The following is a 17,047-nucleotide window of genomic DNA, read 5'->3' as shown; positions in this document are numbered from 1 at the left end:
ATCGTCCCCGGTGATGTGGGCGGTATCACTGGATCGATCCGGTAGACCTGACAGCGCGGACCTCATGGCCGCAACCTGTCCTCGGATCACAATCATGGAGGCCTGGCAAACGTGACTGTGCGTGTCGGCATTAATGGATTCGGCCGGATCGGCCGCAACTTCTGGCGAGCGGTGGATTCCCTCGACCACGACATCGAGATCGTTGCGGTCAATGACCTCACCGACATCAAGACCCTGGCCCATCTGCTGAAGTACGACAGCATCCTGGGCACGCTCAAGCACGAAGTCACCGCGACCGATTCCGAGATCGTCGTCGACGGCAAGGGCTTCAAGGTTCTCTCCGAGCGCAACCCGGCCGCTCTGCCGTGGGGCGATCTGGGCGTGGACATCGTGGTGGAGTCCACCGGCATCTTCACCTCCGCCGAGAAGGCCGGTCAGCACCTGACCGCCGGCGCCAAGAAGGTCGTCATCTCCGCTCCCGCGACCGACGAGGACCTCACCGTCGTCATGGGCGTGAACGAGGACACCTACGACGGGTCGCAGAACATCCTGTCGAACGCGTCCTGCACCACCAACTGCGTCGCTCCGATGGCCAAGGTGCTGCACGAGAACTTCGGCATCGTCAAGGGTCTGATGACGACGATCCACGCGTACACCAACGACCAGGTCATCCTGGACTTCCCGCACAAGGATCTGCGCCGCGCGCGGGCCGCTGCCCTGAACATCATCCCGACCTCGACCGGCGCCGCCAAGGCCACCGCCCTGGTGCTGCCGGAGCTCAAGGGCAAGCTGCACGGCTACGCGCTGCGCGTGCCGGTGCCGGACGGCTCCGTCACCGACCTCACCGTCGAGCTCAGCAGAACCGTCACGGTCGACGAGGTCAACGCCGCCTTCAAGGCCGCCAGCGAGGAAGGCCCGCTCAAGGGTCTGCTCGTCTACTCGACGGATCCGATCGTGTCCTCGGACATCGTCGGTTCTCCGGCGTCCTGCACCTTCGACTCGCCGCTGACGCTCGTCCTCGACGGCAACATGGTCAAGGTCGTCGGCTGGTACGACAACGAGTGGGGCTACTCCAACCGCCTGGTGGACTTCACCGCGCTGGTCGGCTCCAAGATCTGATCCGCGAGCGGGCCGGACGACGCACTCCGCGTCGACCGGCCCGCTTTCGGTTGTCCTGCGTTCTTTCGTGCCAGGTTCCCGCACGGTGTGCGGAGGACCGCCCCGCTCACATCCCCGACGCACCAAGGAGTTCCCTGCGGTGAAGACCCTCGACGATCTGCTCACGGAAGACCTCGCAGGTCGCACCGTGCTGGTCCGTGCCGACCTCAACGTCCCTCTCGACTCCTCGACCATCACCGACGACGGTCGCATCCGCGCCAGCGTCCCGACGCTGCGGGCGCTCACCGGCGCCGGCGCGAAGGTCGTCGTCACCGCGCACCTCGGGCGGCCGAAGGGTGCGCCGGAGGCGAAGTACTCGTTGGCACCGGTAGCCGTCCGGCTCGGTGAGCTGCTCGGCGCCGACGTCGCGCTGGCCGACGATCTGGTGGGGGAGAGCGCACACGCGACCGTCACGGCGCTGCAGCCCGGTCGGGTGGCGATGCTGGAGAACGTCCGCTTCGACGCCCGCGAGACCTCCAAGGAGCAGAGCGAGCGGTCCGAGCTGGCCGCAGCGCTCGTCGAACTGGTCGGCAGCGATGCCGCGTTCGTGTCCGACGGGTTCGGAGTCGTGCACCGCAAGCAGACGTCGGTCTACGACGTCGCGCAGCTGTTGCCGCACTACGCGGGCTACCTGGTCTCCGAGGAGACCGCGGTGCTGAAGAAGCTGACCACCGATCCGGCCAGGCCGTACCTGGTGATCCTCGGTGGCGCCAAGGTCTCCGACAAGCTCGGCGTGATCACCGCGCTGCTGCAGAGCGTCGACCGGGTGCTGATCGGTGGCGGCATGGCCTACACGTTCCTGGCGTCCCAGGGTCACGGCGTCGGCGGTTCGCTGTTGCAGCAGGACATGGTCGACACCTGTGGCGCTCTGCTGCGTGAGCACGGCGACAAGATCGTGCTGCCGACCGACATCGTCATCGCCGATGCGTTCGCCGAGGACGCGAACACCCGGGTGGTCGCGATCGACGCGATCCCGGACGACTGGCAGGGGCTCGACATCGGCCCGGCGACCAGAGAGGCGTTCGCCGCCCTCGTCGCCGAGGCCGGCACGGTGTTCTGGAACGGCCCGATGGGCGTGTTCGAGATGGCGGCCTTCGCCGAGGGCACGAAGGCCGTCGCAACCGCCATCGCCGACTCGTCCGCGTTCTCCGTGGTCGGCGGCGGCGACTCCGCAGCGGCTGTCCGGCAGCTCGGGATCGACGAAGCCGGTTTCACCCACATCTCCACCGGTGGCGGCGCGTCACTGGAATACCTCGAGGGCAAGGAACTGCCCGGCCTGACCGTCCTGGAGTCCTCATGAGCACCGCACAGTCCCAGTTCCCCGGCAACCGCTCGCTGCTGATCGCCGGCAACTGGAAGATGAACCTCAACCACCTCGAGGCGATCTCCGTCGTCCAGAAGCTGGCGTTCACCCTGCCGGAGAAGTACCTGGACCGGGTCGAGGTCGTCGTCCTGCCGCCGTTCACCGACATCCGCAGCGTGCAGACGCTGATCGACGGCGACAAGCTCAAGCTCAAGCACGGCGCCCAGGACCTCTCGCCGCAGGACTCCGGTGCGTACACCGGCGACATCTCAGGCGTGATGCTCGCCAAGCTCGGCTGCTCCTACGTGACCGTCGGTCACTCCGAGCGGCGCGAGATCCACTCCGAGAGCGATGCGGTGATCGGCACCAAGGTGGTCGCCGCGCTGCGCAACGGCCTGGTGCCGATCCTCTGCGTCGGCGAGGGTCTCCAGGTCCGCGAGGCGGGCAACCAGGTACAGCATTCGGTGGCCCAACTGCTCACCGCGCTGGAGAACGTCACCCTGGAGAACACCGAGCAGGCGCAGAACCTGGTGCTGGCCTACGAGCCGGTCTGGGCCATCGGCACCGGACGGGTCGCGACCCCGGCCGATGCACAGGAGGTCTGCGGTGCGCTGCGCGCCGCGCTGGCGACCCAGTACTCCCCGGCCGTCGCCGGCGCTGTGCGGGTGCTCTACGGCGGGTCGGTCAAGTCCGGCAACGTGGCGGAGATCGTGGCCCAGCCGGACATCGACGGTGCCCTGGTCGGCGGCGCGAGCCTGGATCCGACCGAGTTCGCCACCCTGGCAGCCAACTCGGTCGGCGTGCTCGCCTGACGACCTGCACCCGAGCCGCTAGACTGCTGGACGGCCCGACCCTGATGACCTCGTGGCGAAGCATGCGGGTACCGCTCCCCGTCCGTTCGCGGTCATCGACGAGATCCCGACGAACAACAAGGCGATCATGATCCTCACGCTCCAGATCCTGTTGGTGCTCACCAGCCTCGCGCTGATGGCGCTGATCCTGCTGCACCGCGGCAAGGGCGGCGGTCTGTCGACGATGTTCGGCGGCAGCATGCAGTCCTCGCTCTCCGGCTCGTCCGTGGTGGAGAAGAACCTGGATCGCCTGACGTTGTTCGTCGCCGCGATCTGGGTGATCTCGATCATCGGCGTCGGCCTGCTGCTGAAGGTCGGCGCCTGAGCAGCGTCAACACGGACTTCGACGAGCCCGGTTCCCCGCGAGGGGAGCCGGGCTCGTTGCTGTCCCCGGTCTGATACGACCTGGTGATTGATCTGACGGGGTCTCGACGCGCTCCTTCGTCGTTTGCTCGACCAGCGGAAATCACGGCGGTAGAGCGAACGTGAGCCGGAACGCCGTCCGACCTGCTTCGCCGGCTGCTCGACCAGCGGAAGTCACGGCGGTAGAGCGAACGGAGTGAGTCGAAACGCCGTCCGATCCACAGCGGGCCCCCAGCGCTCAGAGGACCTTGAGCATCCTGGTGTTGCCGAGTGTGTTGGGCTTCACGTAGGGCAGTTCCAGGAACTCGGCGACGCCGCGGTCGTAGCTGGAGCGCAGCTCGGCCATCGCTTCGGCACCGAGGTCGAGCTCTCCGATCGTGCGGAAACCGAGTGCAGAGAAGAACGTGACCTCGAAGGTCAGCACGAACAACCGGGTCACCCCCAGCCGGGCGGCCTCCTCGGCGAGACCGCGGGACAGCGTCCCGCCGATGCCCCGCCCGCGGTAGGCCGGGTCGGTGGCCAGCGTGCGCAGCTCCGCCAGATCCGCCCACAGCACGTGTACGGCCCCGCATCCCACGACGAGACCCTCGGTCTCGGCGACCCAGAACTCGGTCAACCCCTCGTAGATGTTGACCAGGGTCTTCTCCAGCAGGATCTCCGGTGCGTAGATGTCGATCAGCGCCTTGATGCGCGGGGCGTCGGTGACCCGTGCGCGGCGCACGACCACCTCGGGGACCGAATCCGGCAACGTGCTCATCCGTGGGAGCCTACGACCGCCGGTCAGGGCCAGGACGACGGCGTCCCGGTCCGTGACGGCTCCCGCCGCAGCGGCGTCCCACGGCCGTTCCGGGCGATAGGCTGAGGGACGTGCCGAGCTCACCCACCGTTTCGTTGATCAGCCTCGGGTGCGCGCGCAATGACGTCGACTCCTCCGAGATCGCCGGCCGGCTCGCCGCCGGTGGCTATCGACTGCTCGAGGATGCCGCCACGGACGAACCGGCCGAGAAGGCCGACATCGTCGTCGTCAACACCTGCGCCTTCGTCGCCAGCGCGAAGAAGGATTCGATCGACACCATCCTGGCCGCTGCCGACACCGGTTCCAAGGTGGTGGCCGTCGGGTGTCTGGCCGAGCGGTACGGCGCCGAACTGGCGGCCGAGCTCCCCGAGGCCGACGCGGTCCTGGGTTTCGACTCCTATCCCGAGCTGGCCTCGCTGTTGGGCGACGTCCTCGACGGCCACAAGCCTGCCTCGCACACACCGGTGGATCGGCGGACGCTGCTGCCGATCACTCCGGTCGCGCGTCAAGCGGCTGCCGCGAGCATCTCGGTGCCCGGCCATGCCGCTCCGAGCGGCACCGCTGCCGGTCCGGTGCTCACCCGGCGGTTGCTGCATTCCGGTCCGGTCGCGCCGCTCAAGATCGCCTCCGGCTGCGACCGCCGCTGCACGTTCTGCGCGATCCCCAGCTTCCGCGGGTCGTTCGTCTCCCGCAGCCACGACGAGATCGTCGCCGAGGCCGGCTGGCTGGCCGGCCAGGGCGTCGGCGAGCTGGTGCTGGTCAGTGAGAACTCCACGTCGTACGGCAAGGATCTGCCCGGGGACCGACTGCTGGAGAACCTGCTCGTCGAGCTCGCCGCCGTGCCGGGCGTGCGCAGGGTGCGGGCCAGTTACCTGCAGCCGGCTGAGACCAAACCCTCACTCCTGCAGACGATCGCACGCACCGCCGGGGTAGCCGACTACTTCGACATGTCGTTCCAGCATGCTTCCGAGCCGGTCCTGCGTCGGATGCGCAGGTTCGGCTCCGTCGCCTCGTTCCTGGCCCTGGTCGACTCCATGCGTGCGCTGGCACCGGAAGCCGGCATCCGCTCCAACGTGATCGTCGGCTTCCCGGGCGAGACCAACGACGACCTGGAGGCCCTGCGGGCATTCCTGGTGGGCGCGCGGATGGATGCCGTCGGCGTGTTCGGCTACTCCGACGAGGACGGCACCGCCGCTCTGGAGCTCGACGGCAAGATCGACGAGGACGAGATCGCGGCCAGGGTCGAGTCGATCACCTCGTTGGCGGAGGCGATTGCCGCCCAGCGGGCCGAGGACCGCGTCGGCACGGAGATCGTCGTGCTGGTGGACGACCCCGAGGGGGGCGTCGACGACTACGGAACCGACAGTGTGGTGGGACGAGCGGAACACCAGGGGCCCGAGGTCGACGGCAGCACCACGATCGTCGGCGCCGATGGCATCGCGCTCGGTGAGCTGGTGCGCTGTCGGGTGGTCGACTCATGGGGGATCGATCTGGTGGCCGAGCCGCTGGAAGTGCTCCCCGGCGGATCCACCGGACGGTGATGGCGGCATGAGCGACCCGTGGGGACCGACGCGAGGGCACGACCCTGCTGGTGTGCCGCCCGGCGGGAACGAGCCCGCGGCAGTACCGCCCATCCCGGTGTCGCTGATGAACCTGCCCAACCTGCTGACGGTGCTGCGCCTCATCCTGGTGCCGGTCTTCCTGCTCGCCCTGTTCAACCTGGGTGGCCACGACGCGACCTGGCGGTGGATCGCGTTCGTCGTCTTCGCGGTCGCCGCGATCACCGACCGGTACGACGGGCGGATCGCCCGCAGCCGCGGTCAGGTGACCGACTTCGGCAAGATCGCCGACCCGATCGCCGACAAGGCGCTCACCGGATCGGCACTGGTCGGACTGTCGATGCTGGGGGAGCTGCCCTGGTGGGTCACCGTGCTCATCCTGGTCCGTGAGATCGGTATCACCCTGTTGCGGCTGGTCGTCATCCGATACGGCGTGATCGCCGCCAGCCCCGGCGGGAAGGCCAAGACGCTGGTCCAGGTACTCGCCATCGGGCTCGCTGTGATGCCGCTGCCGTCCTCGTTCGACTGGCTGATGGTGGGCACCATGGGACTGGCTGTGCTGTTGACCGTCGTGACCGGGATCGACTACCTGATCAGGGCTGCCCGGTTGGTCGCCGGCGGGCGTTCCGGGACCGGGAAGGGACGCTGACGGTGCAGTCCGGGCAGCAGCGAGCCGCCGCCGTGATCGAGGCGCTGCGCGCTGCAGGCCAGACCGTGGCCGCTGCCGAATCGCTCACCGGTGGCCTGTTGACGGCGACCCTGACCGCAATCCCCGGTTCCAGCGACGTGGTGCGCGGCGCCCTGGTGGTCTACGCCACCGAACTGAAGCACACCCTGGCCCGCGTCCCGCAGGATCTGCTCGATTCCCGCGGCCCTGTCGATCCCGAGGTGGCCGCCGCATTGGCGGTGGGGGCCCGGGACGTCTGCGGCGCCTCGCTCGGCCTCGGACTGACCGGCGTTGCCGGACCCGCCGCGCAACATGGTCACCGTCCCGGCACCTGGTTCGTCGCCCTGGCAGACAGGGCCGGGCACGTCCTGGTGCGCAGCGCCGTCGCGCCGGCGCCCGGCAGCGCGGAAGCGGACGCGTTGACCCGGGACGACGTGCGGTGGGAGACCGTCGACGCGGCCCTCGAGCTGCTGGCGGAGATCGCGACCGGAACGGGCCCCGAAATCGGCTGAACGTCGCGACCGAGGTGCACGCCGGAAACGTCCGGACACGTCCGGGAACATCGCACCCGCCCGCGGCGTTGGACGGGTAGCTTGGCGAACACACCGCACGAGCGGCGGTCCCGGGTTCGGGACCGTTTCATGGGACACGAGGACATCCGGCGGATGTGTTCGGGAGGGACGGACCCGATGCTCTTGAGAGACGCACTGGGCGACACCCTGCGCGATGCCAGGACCAGCCAGAACCGGACTCTCCGCGACGTCTCGACGGCTGCGAACGTGTCGCTGGGATACCTCTCCGAGGTCGAGCGCGGTCGCAAGGAGGCCTCCAGCGAGTTGCTCGCCTCGATCTGCGAAGCCCTCGAGCTCAATCTGTCCGACGTGCTCGTCACGGTCAGCGACACCATCCGAAGCGGACGGGCACCTGCCGTCCGCTCGCGCGCATCGTCGGCCGAGAAGATGGCGGCCAACTCGGATCGTCGCCCGTCGGCACCGGTGGGCCTGGACAAGAACCGCGTTCCGAGGCCCGTCGCCACGGGGCGGACCGAGCTCCGACCCCGTCAGCAGCTGCGCATCGTGGTGCCGTACGAACACCCCGAGACGCCTGTCCGCTGATCCGGCGGACCCGACCCTGCTCGTCGCTGTTCCCGGCCATGCACCACACTGGGTGGACCGCCGAGATGTGAGGACGCCCCGTGGATCTGTTGACCGAATCACGTTCGTATGCCGATGAGCTGTCGGCGCTGCGCCGCGAACTGCATGCCGTTCCCGAGGTGGGGCTCACCCTCCCGGTGACGCAGCAGCGCCTGCTGGAAGCTCTGGCGGGTCTCGATCTGGAGATCAGCACGGGCGACGCCGTCACGTCGATCACGGCGGTGCTGCGAGGCGGTGCCCATGACGGCACCGGCCCGGTCGTGCTGCTGCGCGCAGACATGGACGCGCTACCGGTGATCGAACGCACCGGCGAGCCGTTCGCCCCTGCCGCGGATTCTCCGCACCACGACGCCATGCACGCCTGTGGCCACGATCTGCACATGGCAGGCCTGATCGGCGCGGTCAAGCTGTTGGCCGCCCACCGGGCAGAGCTGCCCGGCGACGTCGTCTTCATGCTCCAGCCCGGCGAAGAGGGGCTGGACGGTGCGCGGTACATGATCGAGGAAGGCGTGCTGGACGCCGCCGGCCGCCCGGTCGCCGCCGCCTACGGTCTGCACGTCTTTTCCGGCTACTTCCCGACGGGCGTTGTCGCCGCCAAGGCCGGTCCGTTGATGGCAGCGTCGGCCGGTCTGCGTGTCCGCGTTGTCGGCCGCGGCGGTCACGGCTCGTCGCCGCACAAGTCGGCTGATCCGATCCCGGCCGCCGCCGAGATGGTGATCGCCCTGCAGACCCTCGTCACCCGCGCCTTCGACGTATTCGACCCGGTGGTGATCACCGTCGGCAGTTTCCACGCCGGCACCAAGCGGAACGTCATCCCGGACGACGCCGTGTTCGACACGACGATCCGGTCGTTCTCGGCCGAGGCCGCCGAGAAGGTGGCGACCCTGGCCGTGCAGCTGGTCGAGGGTATCGGCGCCGCCCATGGCCTGACGGTCGAGGCCGAGTTCCAGGGCGAATACCCGGTGACCGTCAACGACGATGCCGAGTACGCCTTCGCCGCAGAGGTCGCCACCGACCTGTTCGGCGCCGATCGGTTCCACGAGATGGCGTCCCCGCTCACCGGTTCCGAGGACTTCTCCCGAGTGCTCGATCTGGTGCCGGGTGCCTACCTCTTCGTGGGGGCGTCGCGGGATGATCCGGCGACCGCCGCGTCCAACCACTCGCCGCTGGCCGCCTACGACGACTCGGTGCTGCCCGATTGCGCGACCTTGTTGGCCGAACTGGCCGTCCGCCGCCTGGCCCGCGGCTGACAAGTCACCTGCCGGGATCTCGTCACGCTCGTTCCTCACTTGCTCGATCGCCGGAACCGGTGGTCTTGCGACGCAGGAGAGGAGACCCGGTCAGACTGCGATCGGCGCCTTGATGGCCGGATGCGGGTCGTAGCCCAGCACCGTGATGTCGTCGTACTCGACGGTGTCCAGATCGGTGACGCCGTCGGCGATCTGCAGCGTCGGCAGCGGGCGGGGATCCCTGGTCAGCTGCAACCTGGCCTGCTCCAGATGGTTGGAGTACAGGTGCGCGTCGCCCAGGGTGTGGATGAAGTCGCCGGGCTGCAGACCCACCACCTTGGCGACCAGGTGCACGAGCAGCGCGTAGGAAGCGATGTTGAACGGCACCCCGAGGAACACATCGGCTGATCGTTGGTAGAGCTGGCAGGAGAGCTTCCCGTCGGCGACATAGAACTGGAACAGCGAGTGACACGGCGGCAGCGCCATGTCCCGCACCTCGCTCACGTTCCAGGCGGAGACGATGTGACGTCTGGAGTCCGGGTTCGCGCGCAGCGACGCGAGCACCGCGGCGATCTGGTCGATGTGGCCGCCATCGGGCGTCGGCCAACTGCGCCACTGGTGGCCGTAGACCGGACCCAGCTCACCGTCCTCGTCGGCCCATTCGTCCCAGATCGACACGCCTCGGTCCTGCAGCCACTTCACATTGGTCTCGCCCCGCAGGAACCACAACAGCTCGACGATCACCGACCGCAGGTGGACCTTCTTCGTGGTGACCAGCGGGAATCCCAGCGAGAGATCGAAGCGCATCTGGTGACCGAAGACGCTGCGGGTGCCGGTGCCGGTCCGATCGGACTTGTCGGTGCCCTCGGTGAGGATGCGCTGCACGAGATCCAAGTATTGCTGCATGAGGATCAGCGTAGTTGGAGGGGGCCACGGACATGGGCGATGCTCCGCAGGCTTCGCTCGGGCGCGCCGGTTCGCAGGCTCACCGGCGCGCCCATCACTGCAGAGGGCTGCGCATCGCCCACATCCGCGACCCGTCAACGTGTTCCTCGATGACGGTGATCGACGGGACGATCAACGAGTGCGACGAGATCTCACGCTGATGGCTCCATCGCCGGAGAATCAGACGATGCGGAGCCGGATCGTCTCAGGCATCGCGGCCAACTTGTCGACGACCTCGGCCGGGAGTCCGTCCGGACCGGCGGCGACATCCGTCACCGCATAGCCGTTCTGCCCCAGGGTGTTGAGCGCCTGACCCTCGATGTTGACGCCGGCTTCGGCGAGGATCCGGTTGACGCTCGCCAGCACACCGGGGGTGTTGGCGTGGAAGTGGATGATCCGCTGGTTGCCCGCACGCTGGGGGAGTCCGATGGCCGGCAGGTTGACGCTCAGCGTGGTCGTTCCGACCTGCACGTAGTCGCGGAGTTTGGTCGCGACGAACCGGCCGATGTCCTCCTGCGCCTCCTCGGTGGACCCGCCGACGTGCGGGGTCAGGATGACGTTGGGGATCCCCTGCAGGGGTGAGCTGAACGCGTCGCCGCGGTTCTTCGGCTCGGAGGGGAACACGTCGACCGCCGCACCGGCGATGTGGCCGGAACGGAGCTGCTCGGCCAGCACGTCGTAGTCGACGACGAACCCGCGCGAGAGATTGAGGAACAGCGACCGGGGCTGCATCCGGGCGAACTGTTCTGCGCCGAAGAAACCGGCGTTGCCGGCCCGTCCGTCCACGTGCAGCGTCACCACTTCGACGGCGTCCAGCAGCTCCTCGAGCGAGGAGCAGCGCCTGGCGTTGCCGAGTGCGAGCTTGTCGTCGGTGTCGTAGAAGTAGACCTGCAGGCCCAGGGCCTCGGCGACCACCGACAGCTGGGATCCGATGTTGCCGTAGCCGACGATCCCGAGCCGACGACCGCGGATCTCGTGGCTGCCCTTGGCCTGCTTGTCCCACACGCCGGCGTGCAGGGCAGTGTCCTTCTCGGTGAGGCGGCGGGCCATCACGATGATCTCGGCGAGCGCGAGCTCCACCACGGAGCGGGTGTTCGAGAACGGTGCATTGAAGGCGACCATGCCGCGCGAGGCGGCCGAGACCAGGTCGATCTGGTTCGTGCCGATGCAGAAGGCGCCGATCGCCTGCAGCGCAGGCGCTGCCGCCATGATCCGGTCGGTGACGTGGGTCGTCGACCTGATGCCCAGCAGATCGATGCCCTCGAGTGCTTCGATCAGCTCGTCCTCGTCCAGTGCGCCCGCGCGAGCATCGACCTCGATCCCGGCGGCGACGAGGATGTCGACCGCGAGGGGATGGATGTTCTCCAGCAACAGGGCTCTCATGCGGACCATGGTCCCATCCGGCCATCGCCGACCTGCGCGGGGGAGTCTCGCGCGCCCCACGCTCCACACTGCTCAGCTGGGGTCCTGGACGAGCTCCGGATCCGGCTTCGGGGCCTCTGCGTTCGAGGAGAAGTGTGCGACGGTGACGGCGCCCCCGACGGCCAGCACAAAGCCGATCGCGGCGGCCGCCACGAAGCCCTCCCGGATCCGGTCGTCGAGCACCAGGAACCCGATCGTGGCCGGTACGACGGTGTTGGTGGTGAACAGCACAGCACTGACAGCAGTCGCGCTGCCCAGCTGCAGGGCGCGCGCGAAGGCGATCATGGCAACGAAACCGTTGACGACGATCGCCCAGGCCGCGGGTTCACCCAGGACGTCGGACAGTTCGTGGACAGGGGGCAGTGTGCGGGCGGAGATCGCGACCGCCGCGAAGCCGAGCCCGGCGCCGAACGCCGTCGCCACGGTCCGGAGGGACGGGACCCGGATCCGCGGTGTGAACAGCACGATGACCGCGACCAGCAGTGCGACGAACAGCAAGCCCACCCGCCAGACGGCGGGCAACGGCTCTGCCGGGCCCGGTTGTGCGGACAACCCGAGGGTCACCAGCCCCACGGCGGAGAATCCCAGTGCCCACCATCCCGGCCTGGGCATCGAGATGCCCATGGCGCGAGAGATCAGCGCGGTGATCCCGACACTGAACGCCAGTACCGACTGCACCAGGAACAGCGGCAGCCGGTGCAGGGCCACGGCCGCGCTGAAGAAGCCGGCGATGTCCACCAGGATGCCGGTCCAGTAGATCGGTTGTCGGGCCACCTTGCCCAGATCAGTTCGGTTGCCGCCGTAGGCACCTGCCTTGCGCACGCCGAGCGATTCGAGCACCGAACCCGCCCCGGATCCGATCGCACCCAGCACGGCGAGGACGTAGCCGATCAGCATCTGCTCACCGGTCCACGATCCACCACGCGGTCAGCGGGGGGATCCACAGCAGCCCTTGCGGATCGGCGCGCAGCGCGGCATCGGTCAGTACCTCGCGGGATGCGTCGGTGAGCACCTTCGCAGCGGGGTAGGGGCGCCATTCACCGGACACGTTGTACAGCCCGACCATGCTGCCCACCGGATGGGTGCGTTTGATCGGCAGCACTCCGGGGCCGTGCAGGGGCAGGATCTCGGTCTCTACCGCGGCATGCAGGTGCGGCAGCGTCGACCGGATCCGGGCCGCCCGCGCCAGGCCGCCGAAGAGCTGCCCGGCGACAGTCCGCGGGTTGGTGCGTTCCGCCTGGGTGTGCGGGTCCAGTCGGGGACGGTGCGCCCAGCGGTTGTCGCCGGCGTGGTCGGGGTCGGAGTCCCAGTGCGGGTCGTTGGGTTCACCCAGTTCGTCACCGGACCACAGCACCGGGATCCCGCCCCAGCCCATCACCAGATGGTGGGCCAACAGGATCCGGGAGATCGCCGTCTGGGTGGCGACCGGGTGGTCGCCGGCGGAGGTGAGACCGGCGAGGGCGGCCGAGGTACCGCTGATCCGTCGGTCGCCGGTGGCCTTGTTGTGCTGGAAGACGAGCCCGCGCGCGGGTGAACCGGGGAACTGTCCGGAGAACCAGTCGGCGAGGAAGGTGCGATGGCCGGGTCCGGACAAGCCGACGGCTGCGGCGTCGGCATCGCTGATGGCCCAACCGATGTCGTCGTGGCTGCGCACGTAGGTGACCCAGGCAGCGGTGTGCGGTTTCGTGGGCAGCGTTCCCAGCGCCTTGGCTGCCAGGGTGACGTCGCCGGTCGCCAGCATGGACCAGATCTGCACCATCAGGCTGTTGTGGTACGCGATGTCACTGACCTTGCCGTAGTGCTCGCCCTGGCCCAGGTACTGCACCAGCTGTTCCGGCGCGACGATCGCCTCGGCCTTGAAAACGACTGCGGGACAGACGATCTTGGTGACCGCCCGAAGAGCCTGGGTGATCGCGTGCACCTCAGGCTGGTTCTGCGAGTCGGTACCGGACCGCTTCACGAGGAACGCGATGGCGTCCAGCCGCAGCACCTCCACGCCGGCGTTCGCCAGGAACAGCACGATCTCCGCGTACTCGGCGAAGACGTCAGGGTTCGACCAGTTGACGTCCCACTGGAAGGAGTTGAAGGTCGTCCAGATCCACCCGGACATCTCGTCGTCCCAGGTGAAGCTGCCCGGAGCGAACTCGGGGAAGATCTCCGGCAGGGTCCGCTCGTACGCGTCGGGTTCAGTGCGATCGGGGTAGACGTAGAAGTAGTCGCGGTAGCGCTGCTCGCCGGCCCTGGCCCTGGCTGCCCACTCGTGCTCGCGGGCGACATGGTTGAGCACCAGGTCGACGACGAGGCTGATGCCCTTGGTCCGCATCCGCCCGGCCAGCGAGCGCAGATCGTCCATCGTGCCCAGATCGCTGCGGATGCTGCGGTAGTCCGCCACCGCGTAGCCGCCGTCGTTGGCGCCCGGTCGCGGCCGCAACAACGGCATCAGGTGCAGATAGGTGACCCCGAGCTCCTCGAGATAGTCGAGTTGGTCGGCGACTCCGGCCAGGTCGCCGGCGAAGCGCTCCGTGTAGGCGGCGTAGCCGAGCATGTCCGGGCGCTGGAACCAGTCCTGGGTGAGCAGGCGCCGTTCGTCGAGTTCCCGGAGATCGTCCGGCCGCTCGATCGACGCCTGTGCCGCGATCCGGACCAACCGGGAGGCCATCTCGTCGACGTCGTCCGGGTAGGCGACCCGCAGACCGTCGACCAGATCGTTCCACCACCTGTCCAGACGCAGCGCGAAGCTGCGCCTGTGGGGAGCAGGCTGCGTTGCCAGGAGCTCTTCGGCGAGGGTGTGCATCTCCGGTGGGGCCGCCGGCATGGGAACTCCCTGATGCTCTGCCGCCTCGGCGGCTGGGTGCCTGGTCCTACCGGGTGAGGCTACCGGCCGGGATCGGCCCCGCTGCACCGCCCGGGCTACCCGCCGGTAGCCCGGCCGCGGCGGCCGGACCGACGAACCCCACGGCTGTGGAAGGCTGATGCGATCCTGAGAGGGGACCGCTCCGATGGAACTGATGGTGTTCGCCGGTCTTCCCGGCACCGGGAAGACCAGTCTCGCGCGGCGGCTGGCCGAACTGATGCCGGCCACGTTCCTGCGCGTCGACACGATCGAGGCGGCCATCTCGACGGTGCTGCAGCCGTTCAGCCACAATCCGGTCGGATACGTCGCGGCCGAGTGGGTGGGCGAGGAGCAGCTCAGGAGCGGCCGGGACGTGGTGATCGACGCAGTCAACGACGTGCACATCGCCCGACAGGGCTGGATCGAGTTGGCTGCGCGCACCGGTGCCAGGTTGACCTTCGTCGAGGTCGTCTGCAGCGACCTGGGCGAGCATCGGCGCAGGCTCGAGTCACGGACGCCGGACTGGCCGGGCCAGGGGGATCCGACCTGGTACGACGTGGTCTCGCGGGCCTGGGAACCCTTCGGCGTGCCGCGGTTGCTGGTGGACAACCTCGGCGATCCCGAACAGCACGCGCAGCAGCTGCACGGCCTGTTGACCGCGCACCCCGACCAGGTTCTCGGAGTCCTCGACCCGAACATCGACGTCGGTCCGACTCCGGCCGACGGCCCGCAGCTGATGGCGCCGGCGACCTCCGGCCCACCCGTCGGCCCGGTGCCGACCACCGGACGGGTCCCGCGTGCCGAACCGGTCACCGGCCCGGTCGGCGTCCGCCGAGGGCCCTGACGCGACCAGCTGCTCTCCCGGCCTGCTGCGCCGGGTAATCATGTTCGGCCCGATCTCAGTCCGTTCGGTCCAATGGAAGCTCGCGGGCCGGACCGCGCCCTGCCGACGTCATGCCGCTCCGTGTCCGAGCCGGGTACGGCTGTCCGGACGGGGTGAACGGGGGCCATCAGCCACCCGTTCGGGCACTGTCCCGATTCACCCAGCGCAACCACCACGGGCGGGGCGGGTGAACTTTCGTTCCGGCCATTCCGTCATCCGGCCACGGACGGTTACTTTTCACCATCCGCTCAACCGAGTGCGTAGGTCGTTCCCACATCAGTCCGAGGAGCCCGCACCATGCCCGTTCTCTCCAGAGTGTTCGCCGTCGGGGCCACCGCCGCCGTCGGAGTGTCGCTCACCCTCGCCGTCACCCCCGCGGCGTCCGCAGCACCGGCAACCACCCTTGCCCCGCTCACCGTGCACGCCGCGGCCGAGGCTGTTCCGGGTCACTACATCGTCATGCTCAAGCAGGGACTGGCCGCTCGCACGTTCGGCGTCGCGTCGACCGCGCGATCGCTCGGCATCCGGATCGAGCGCCAGTACCTGAAGGTGGGTGGCTACAGCGCCGCCATGAACGAGGCGCAGCTGGCGAAGGTCCGCCAGGATCCTTCCGTCGCCTACGTCGAGCAGGACTCGGTGTTCCGGGCCGACACCACCCAGACCGGGGCGACCTGGGGACTGGATCGGATCGACCAGCGGGCGTTGCCGCTCAACTCGACCTACATCTACACACCGACGGGCGCGGGTGTGAAGGCGTACATCATCGACACCGGCATCCGCACCAGCCATTCCCAGTTCACCGGCCGCACCGCTGCCGGCTACACCGCGGTGAGCGACGGCAACGGCACCAACGACTGCAACGGTCACGGCACCCATGTGTCCGGCACCGTCGGCGGCACCACCTACGGCGTCGCGAAGGCTGTCACGCTGGTTCCGGTCCGGGTGCTCGGCTGCGACGGCTCCGGCTCCAATTCCGGCGTCATCGCCGGCATCGACTGGGTGGCGCAGAACCACTCGGGGGCCTCGGTCGCGAACATGTCACTCGGCGGCGGCGCCTCCACGGCCACCGACGACGCGATCACCCGACTCACGTCCTCCGGAGTGACGGTCGCGGTTGCCGCCGGCAACGACAACACCGACGCCTGCAACAGCTCTCCCGCTCGAGCGGCCTCGGCCATCACCGTCGGTTCGACCACCAACACCGACGCCCGCTCGTCGTTCTCCAACTACGGCAGCTGCCTCGACCTGTTCGCGCCGGGTTCCAACATCACCTCGTCCTGGAACACCTCGGACTCCGCCACGAACACCATCTCCGGTACCTCGATGGCCACGCCACACGTCGCGGGCGTCGCGGCGCTGTACCTGCAGGGCAACCCGTCCGCCTCTCCGTCCGCGGTGACCAGCGCCATCCTGGGGAGCAGCACCGCAGGCGTGATCACCAACCCGGGCTCGGGCTCGCCGAACAAGTTCCTGTACTCGCCACTCACCAGCGGTGGCGGCACCGACCCGACGCCGACCACCTGCGCCACCACGGTGACGGGCTCGGTCTCGTCCCGCACCTACGCGGTCGCCACCAGCTTCACCACGACGAATTCGGGAACGATCACCGGATGTCTGACCGGGCCGTCCTCGACCGACTTCGACCTCTACCTGCAGAAGCTCAACGGCAGTACCTGGAGCACCGTGGCCTCGAGTGAGGGCAACACCGCGACCGAGAACATCACCTACACCGCAGCGACCGGTTCGTACCGGTTCCGGGTCTACGCCTACAGCGGCTCGGGCAGCTACACCCTGAAGTACTCCAAGCCGTGATCGATCGCACCACGTCCATCGGCTGACGACGCCCGGACGAGGCCCCCTCCGCACACTCCTGCGGAGGGGGCC

At 68.6% G+C, this 17,047-nt stretch carries 16 protein-coding genes; 11 read left to right on the top strand and 5 right to left on the bottom strand.

What is annotated here, in order from left to right:
* Positions 1 to 111: 111 nt before the first annotated feature.
* The 4 genes from gap to secG all read left to right on the top strand — a co-directional run bounded on the left by gap (position 112) and on the right by secG (position 3,637).
* On the top strand, positions 112 to 1,119 hold the full coding sequence (gap, locus tag ABLG96_RS10600) for a type I glyceraldehyde-3-phosphate dehydrogenase (RefSeq protein WP_353651286.1): 1,008 nt from the start codon (positions 112 to 114) through the stop codon (positions 1,117 to 1,119).
* Positions 1,120 to 1,258: 139 nt separating this feature from the next.
* The gene (locus tag ABLG96_RS10595) at positions 1,259 to 2,458 is read left to right on the top strand and encodes a phosphoglycerate kinase (protein WP_353651285.1); all 1,200 of its coding nucleotides are present in this window, start codon (positions 1,259 to 1,261) and stop codon (positions 2,456 to 2,458) included.
* Positions 2,455 to 3,273, top strand: coding sequence for a triose-phosphate isomerase (gene tpiA / locus ABLG96_RS10590; protein WP_353651284.1), 819 nt, complete (start codon positions 2,455 to 2,457; stop codon positions 3,271 to 3,273). The genes ABLG96_RS10595 and tpiA overlap by 4 nt, the downstream gene beginning before the upstream one ends.
* Before the next feature lie 127 nt (positions 3,274 to 3,400).
* On the top strand, positions 3,401 to 3,637 hold the full coding sequence (gene secG, locus ABLG96_RS10585; RefSeq protein ID WP_353651465.1) for a preprotein translocase subunit SecG: 237 nt from the start codon (positions 3,401 to 3,403) through the stop codon (positions 3,635 to 3,637).
* A 276-nt stretch (positions 3,638 to 3,913) separates the two neighbouring features.
* Here the strand turns inward: secG and ABLG96_RS10580 are convergent, their stop codons facing one another.
* Positions 3,914 to 4,432 carry an amino-acid N-acetyltransferase gene (locus ABLG96_RS10580; protein ID WP_353651283.1) on the bottom strand — a complete coding sequence of 173 codons (519 nt, stop codon included), beginning with the start codon at positions 4,430 to 4,432 and terminating at the stop codon, positions 3,914 to 3,916.
* A gap of 110 nt (positions 4,433 to 4,542) precedes the next feature.
* Here ABLG96_RS10580 and rimO point away from each other — a divergent pair, with 110 nt between their 5' ends.
* From rimO to ABLG96_RS10555, 5 genes are all read left to right on the top strand, one after another.
* On the top strand, positions 4,543 to 6,012 hold the full coding sequence (gene rimO, locus ABLG96_RS10575) for a 30S ribosomal protein S12 methylthiotransferase RimO (protein WP_353651282.1): 1,470 nt from the start codon (positions 4,543 to 4,545) through the stop codon (positions 6,010 to 6,012).
* A 106-nt stretch (positions 6,013 to 6,118) separates the two neighbouring features.
* Positions 6,119 to 6,679: a CDP-diacylglycerol--glycerol-3-phosphate 3-phosphatidyltransferase gene (gene pgsA / locus ABLG96_RS10570; RefSeq protein ID WP_353651464.1), complete on the top strand. Its 561-nt coding sequence runs from the start codon at positions 6,119 to 6,121 to the stop codon at positions 6,677 to 6,679.
* Positions 6,680 to 6,681: 2 nt separating this feature from the next.
* Positions 6,682 to 7,209, top strand: a complete 528-nt coding sequence (locus ABLG96_RS10565) for a CinA family protein (protein WP_353651281.1) — start codon at positions 6,682 to 6,684, stop codon at positions 7,207 to 7,209.
* A 177-nt stretch (positions 7,210 to 7,386) separates the two neighbouring features.
* Entirely contained in the window at positions 7,387 to 7,812 is a 426-nt protein-coding gene (locus ABLG96_RS10560; RefSeq protein WP_353651280.1) for a helix-turn-helix transcriptional regulator, read from the top strand.
* An 80-nt stretch (positions 7,813 to 7,892) separates the two neighbouring features.
* Positions 7,893 to 9,101: a M20 family metallopeptidase gene (locus ABLG96_RS10555; RefSeq protein ID WP_353651279.1), complete on the top strand. Its 1,209-nt coding sequence runs from the start codon at positions 7,893 to 7,895 to the stop codon at positions 9,099 to 9,101.
* Positions 9,102 to 9,191: 90 nt separating this feature from the next.
* Here the strand turns inward: ABLG96_RS10555 and ABLG96_RS10550 are convergent, their stop codons facing one another.
* The 4 genes from ABLG96_RS10550 to ABLG96_RS10535 form a co-directional block, all read right to left on the bottom strand.
* Positions 9,192 to 9,986: a thymidylate synthase gene (locus ABLG96_RS10550; protein WP_353651278.1), complete on the bottom strand. Its 795-nt coding sequence runs from the start codon at positions 9,984 to 9,986 to the stop codon at positions 9,192 to 9,194.
* A 219-nt stretch (positions 9,987 to 10,205) separates the two neighbouring features.
* On the bottom strand, positions 10,206 to 11,408 hold the full coding sequence (gene serA / locus ABLG96_RS10545) for a phosphoglycerate dehydrogenase (RefSeq protein WP_353651277.1): 1,203 nt from the start codon (positions 11,406 to 11,408) through the stop codon (positions 10,206 to 10,208).
* Positions 11,409 to 11,480: 72 nt separating this feature from the next.
* Positions 11,481 to 12,344, bottom strand: a complete 864-nt coding sequence (locus ABLG96_RS10540) for a hypothetical protein (protein ID WP_353651276.1) — start codon at positions 12,342 to 12,344, stop codon at positions 11,481 to 11,483.
* 4 nt (positions 12,345 to 12,348) lie between these two features.
* Positions 12,349 to 14,262: an alpha-amylase family protein gene (locus ABLG96_RS10535; RefSeq protein ID WP_353651275.1), complete on the bottom strand. Its 1,914-nt coding sequence runs from the start codon at positions 14,260 to 14,262 to the stop codon at positions 12,349 to 12,351.
* Positions 14,263 to 14,446: 184 nt separating this feature from the next.
* Here ABLG96_RS10535 and ABLG96_RS10530 point away from each other — a divergent pair, with 184 nt between their 5' ends.
* Complete coding sequence (locus ABLG96_RS10530; protein ID WP_353651274.1) at positions 14,447 to 15,124, top strand: AAA family ATPase; 678 nt, start codon at positions 14,447 to 14,449, stop codon at positions 15,122 to 15,124.
* A gap of 336 nt (positions 15,125 to 15,460) precedes the next feature.
* Positions 15,461 to 16,975: a S8 family serine peptidase gene (locus ABLG96_RS10525; RefSeq protein WP_353651273.1), complete on the top strand. Its 1,515-nt coding sequence runs from the start codon at positions 15,461 to 15,463 to the stop codon at positions 16,973 to 16,975.
* Positions 16,976 to 17,047 lie beyond the last annotated feature (72 nt).

Origin of the sequence: Nakamurella sp. A5-74 (assembly GCF_040438885.1) — a bacterium.
Lineage (GTDB): Bacteria > Actinomycetota > Actinomycetes > Mycobacteriales > Nakamurellaceae > Nakamurella.
Note: the sequence above shows the minus strand (reverse complement) of the source record. Positions and strands in the feature narration are given on the sequence as shown.

Bases quoted from the DNA above. Each gene is read 5' to 3' on its own strand.
- tpiA (WP_353651284.1), top strand. From the start codon at position 2,455: ATGAGCACCGCACAGTCCCAGTTCCCCGGCAACCGCTCGCTGCTGATC.
- secG (WP_353651465.1), top strand. From the start codon at position 3,401: ATGATCCTCACGCTCCAGATCCTGTTGGTGCTCACCAGCCTCGCGCTG.
- ABLG96_RS10580 (WP_353651283.1), bottom strand. From the start codon at position 4,432: ATGAGCACGTTGCCGGATTCGGTCCCCGAGGTGGTCGTGCGCCGCGCA.
- pgsA (WP_353651464.1), top strand. From the start codon at position 6,119: ATGAACCTGCCCAACCTGCTGACGGTGCTGCGCCTCATCCTGGTGCCG.
- ABLG96_RS10560 (WP_353651280.1), top strand. From the start codon at position 7,387: ATGCTCTTGAGAGACGCACTGGGCGACACCCTGCGCGATGCCAGGACC.
- ABLG96_RS10550 (WP_353651278.1), bottom strand. From the start codon at position 9,986: ATGCAGCAATACTTGGATCTCGTGCAGCGCATCCTCACCGAGGGCACC.
- serA (WP_353651277.1), bottom strand. From the start codon at position 11,408: ATGAGAGCCCTGTTGCTGGAGAACATCCATCCCCTCGCGGTCGACATC.
- ABLG96_RS10540 (WP_353651276.1), bottom strand. From the start codon at position 12,344: ATGCTGATCGGCTACGTCCTCGCCGTGCTGGGTGCGATCGGATCCGGG.
- ABLG96_RS10535 (WP_353651275.1), bottom strand. From the start codon at position 14,262: ATGCCGGCGGCCCCACCGGAGATGCACACCCTCGCCGAAGAGCTCCTG.
- ABLG96_RS10530 (WP_353651274.1), top strand. From the start codon at position 14,447: ATGGAACTGATGGTGTTCGCCGGTCTTCCCGGCACCGGGAAGACCAGT.
- ABLG96_RS10525 (WP_353651273.1), top strand. From the start codon at position 15,461: ATGCCCGTTCTCTCCAGAGTGTTCGCCGTCGGGGCCACCGCCGCCGTC.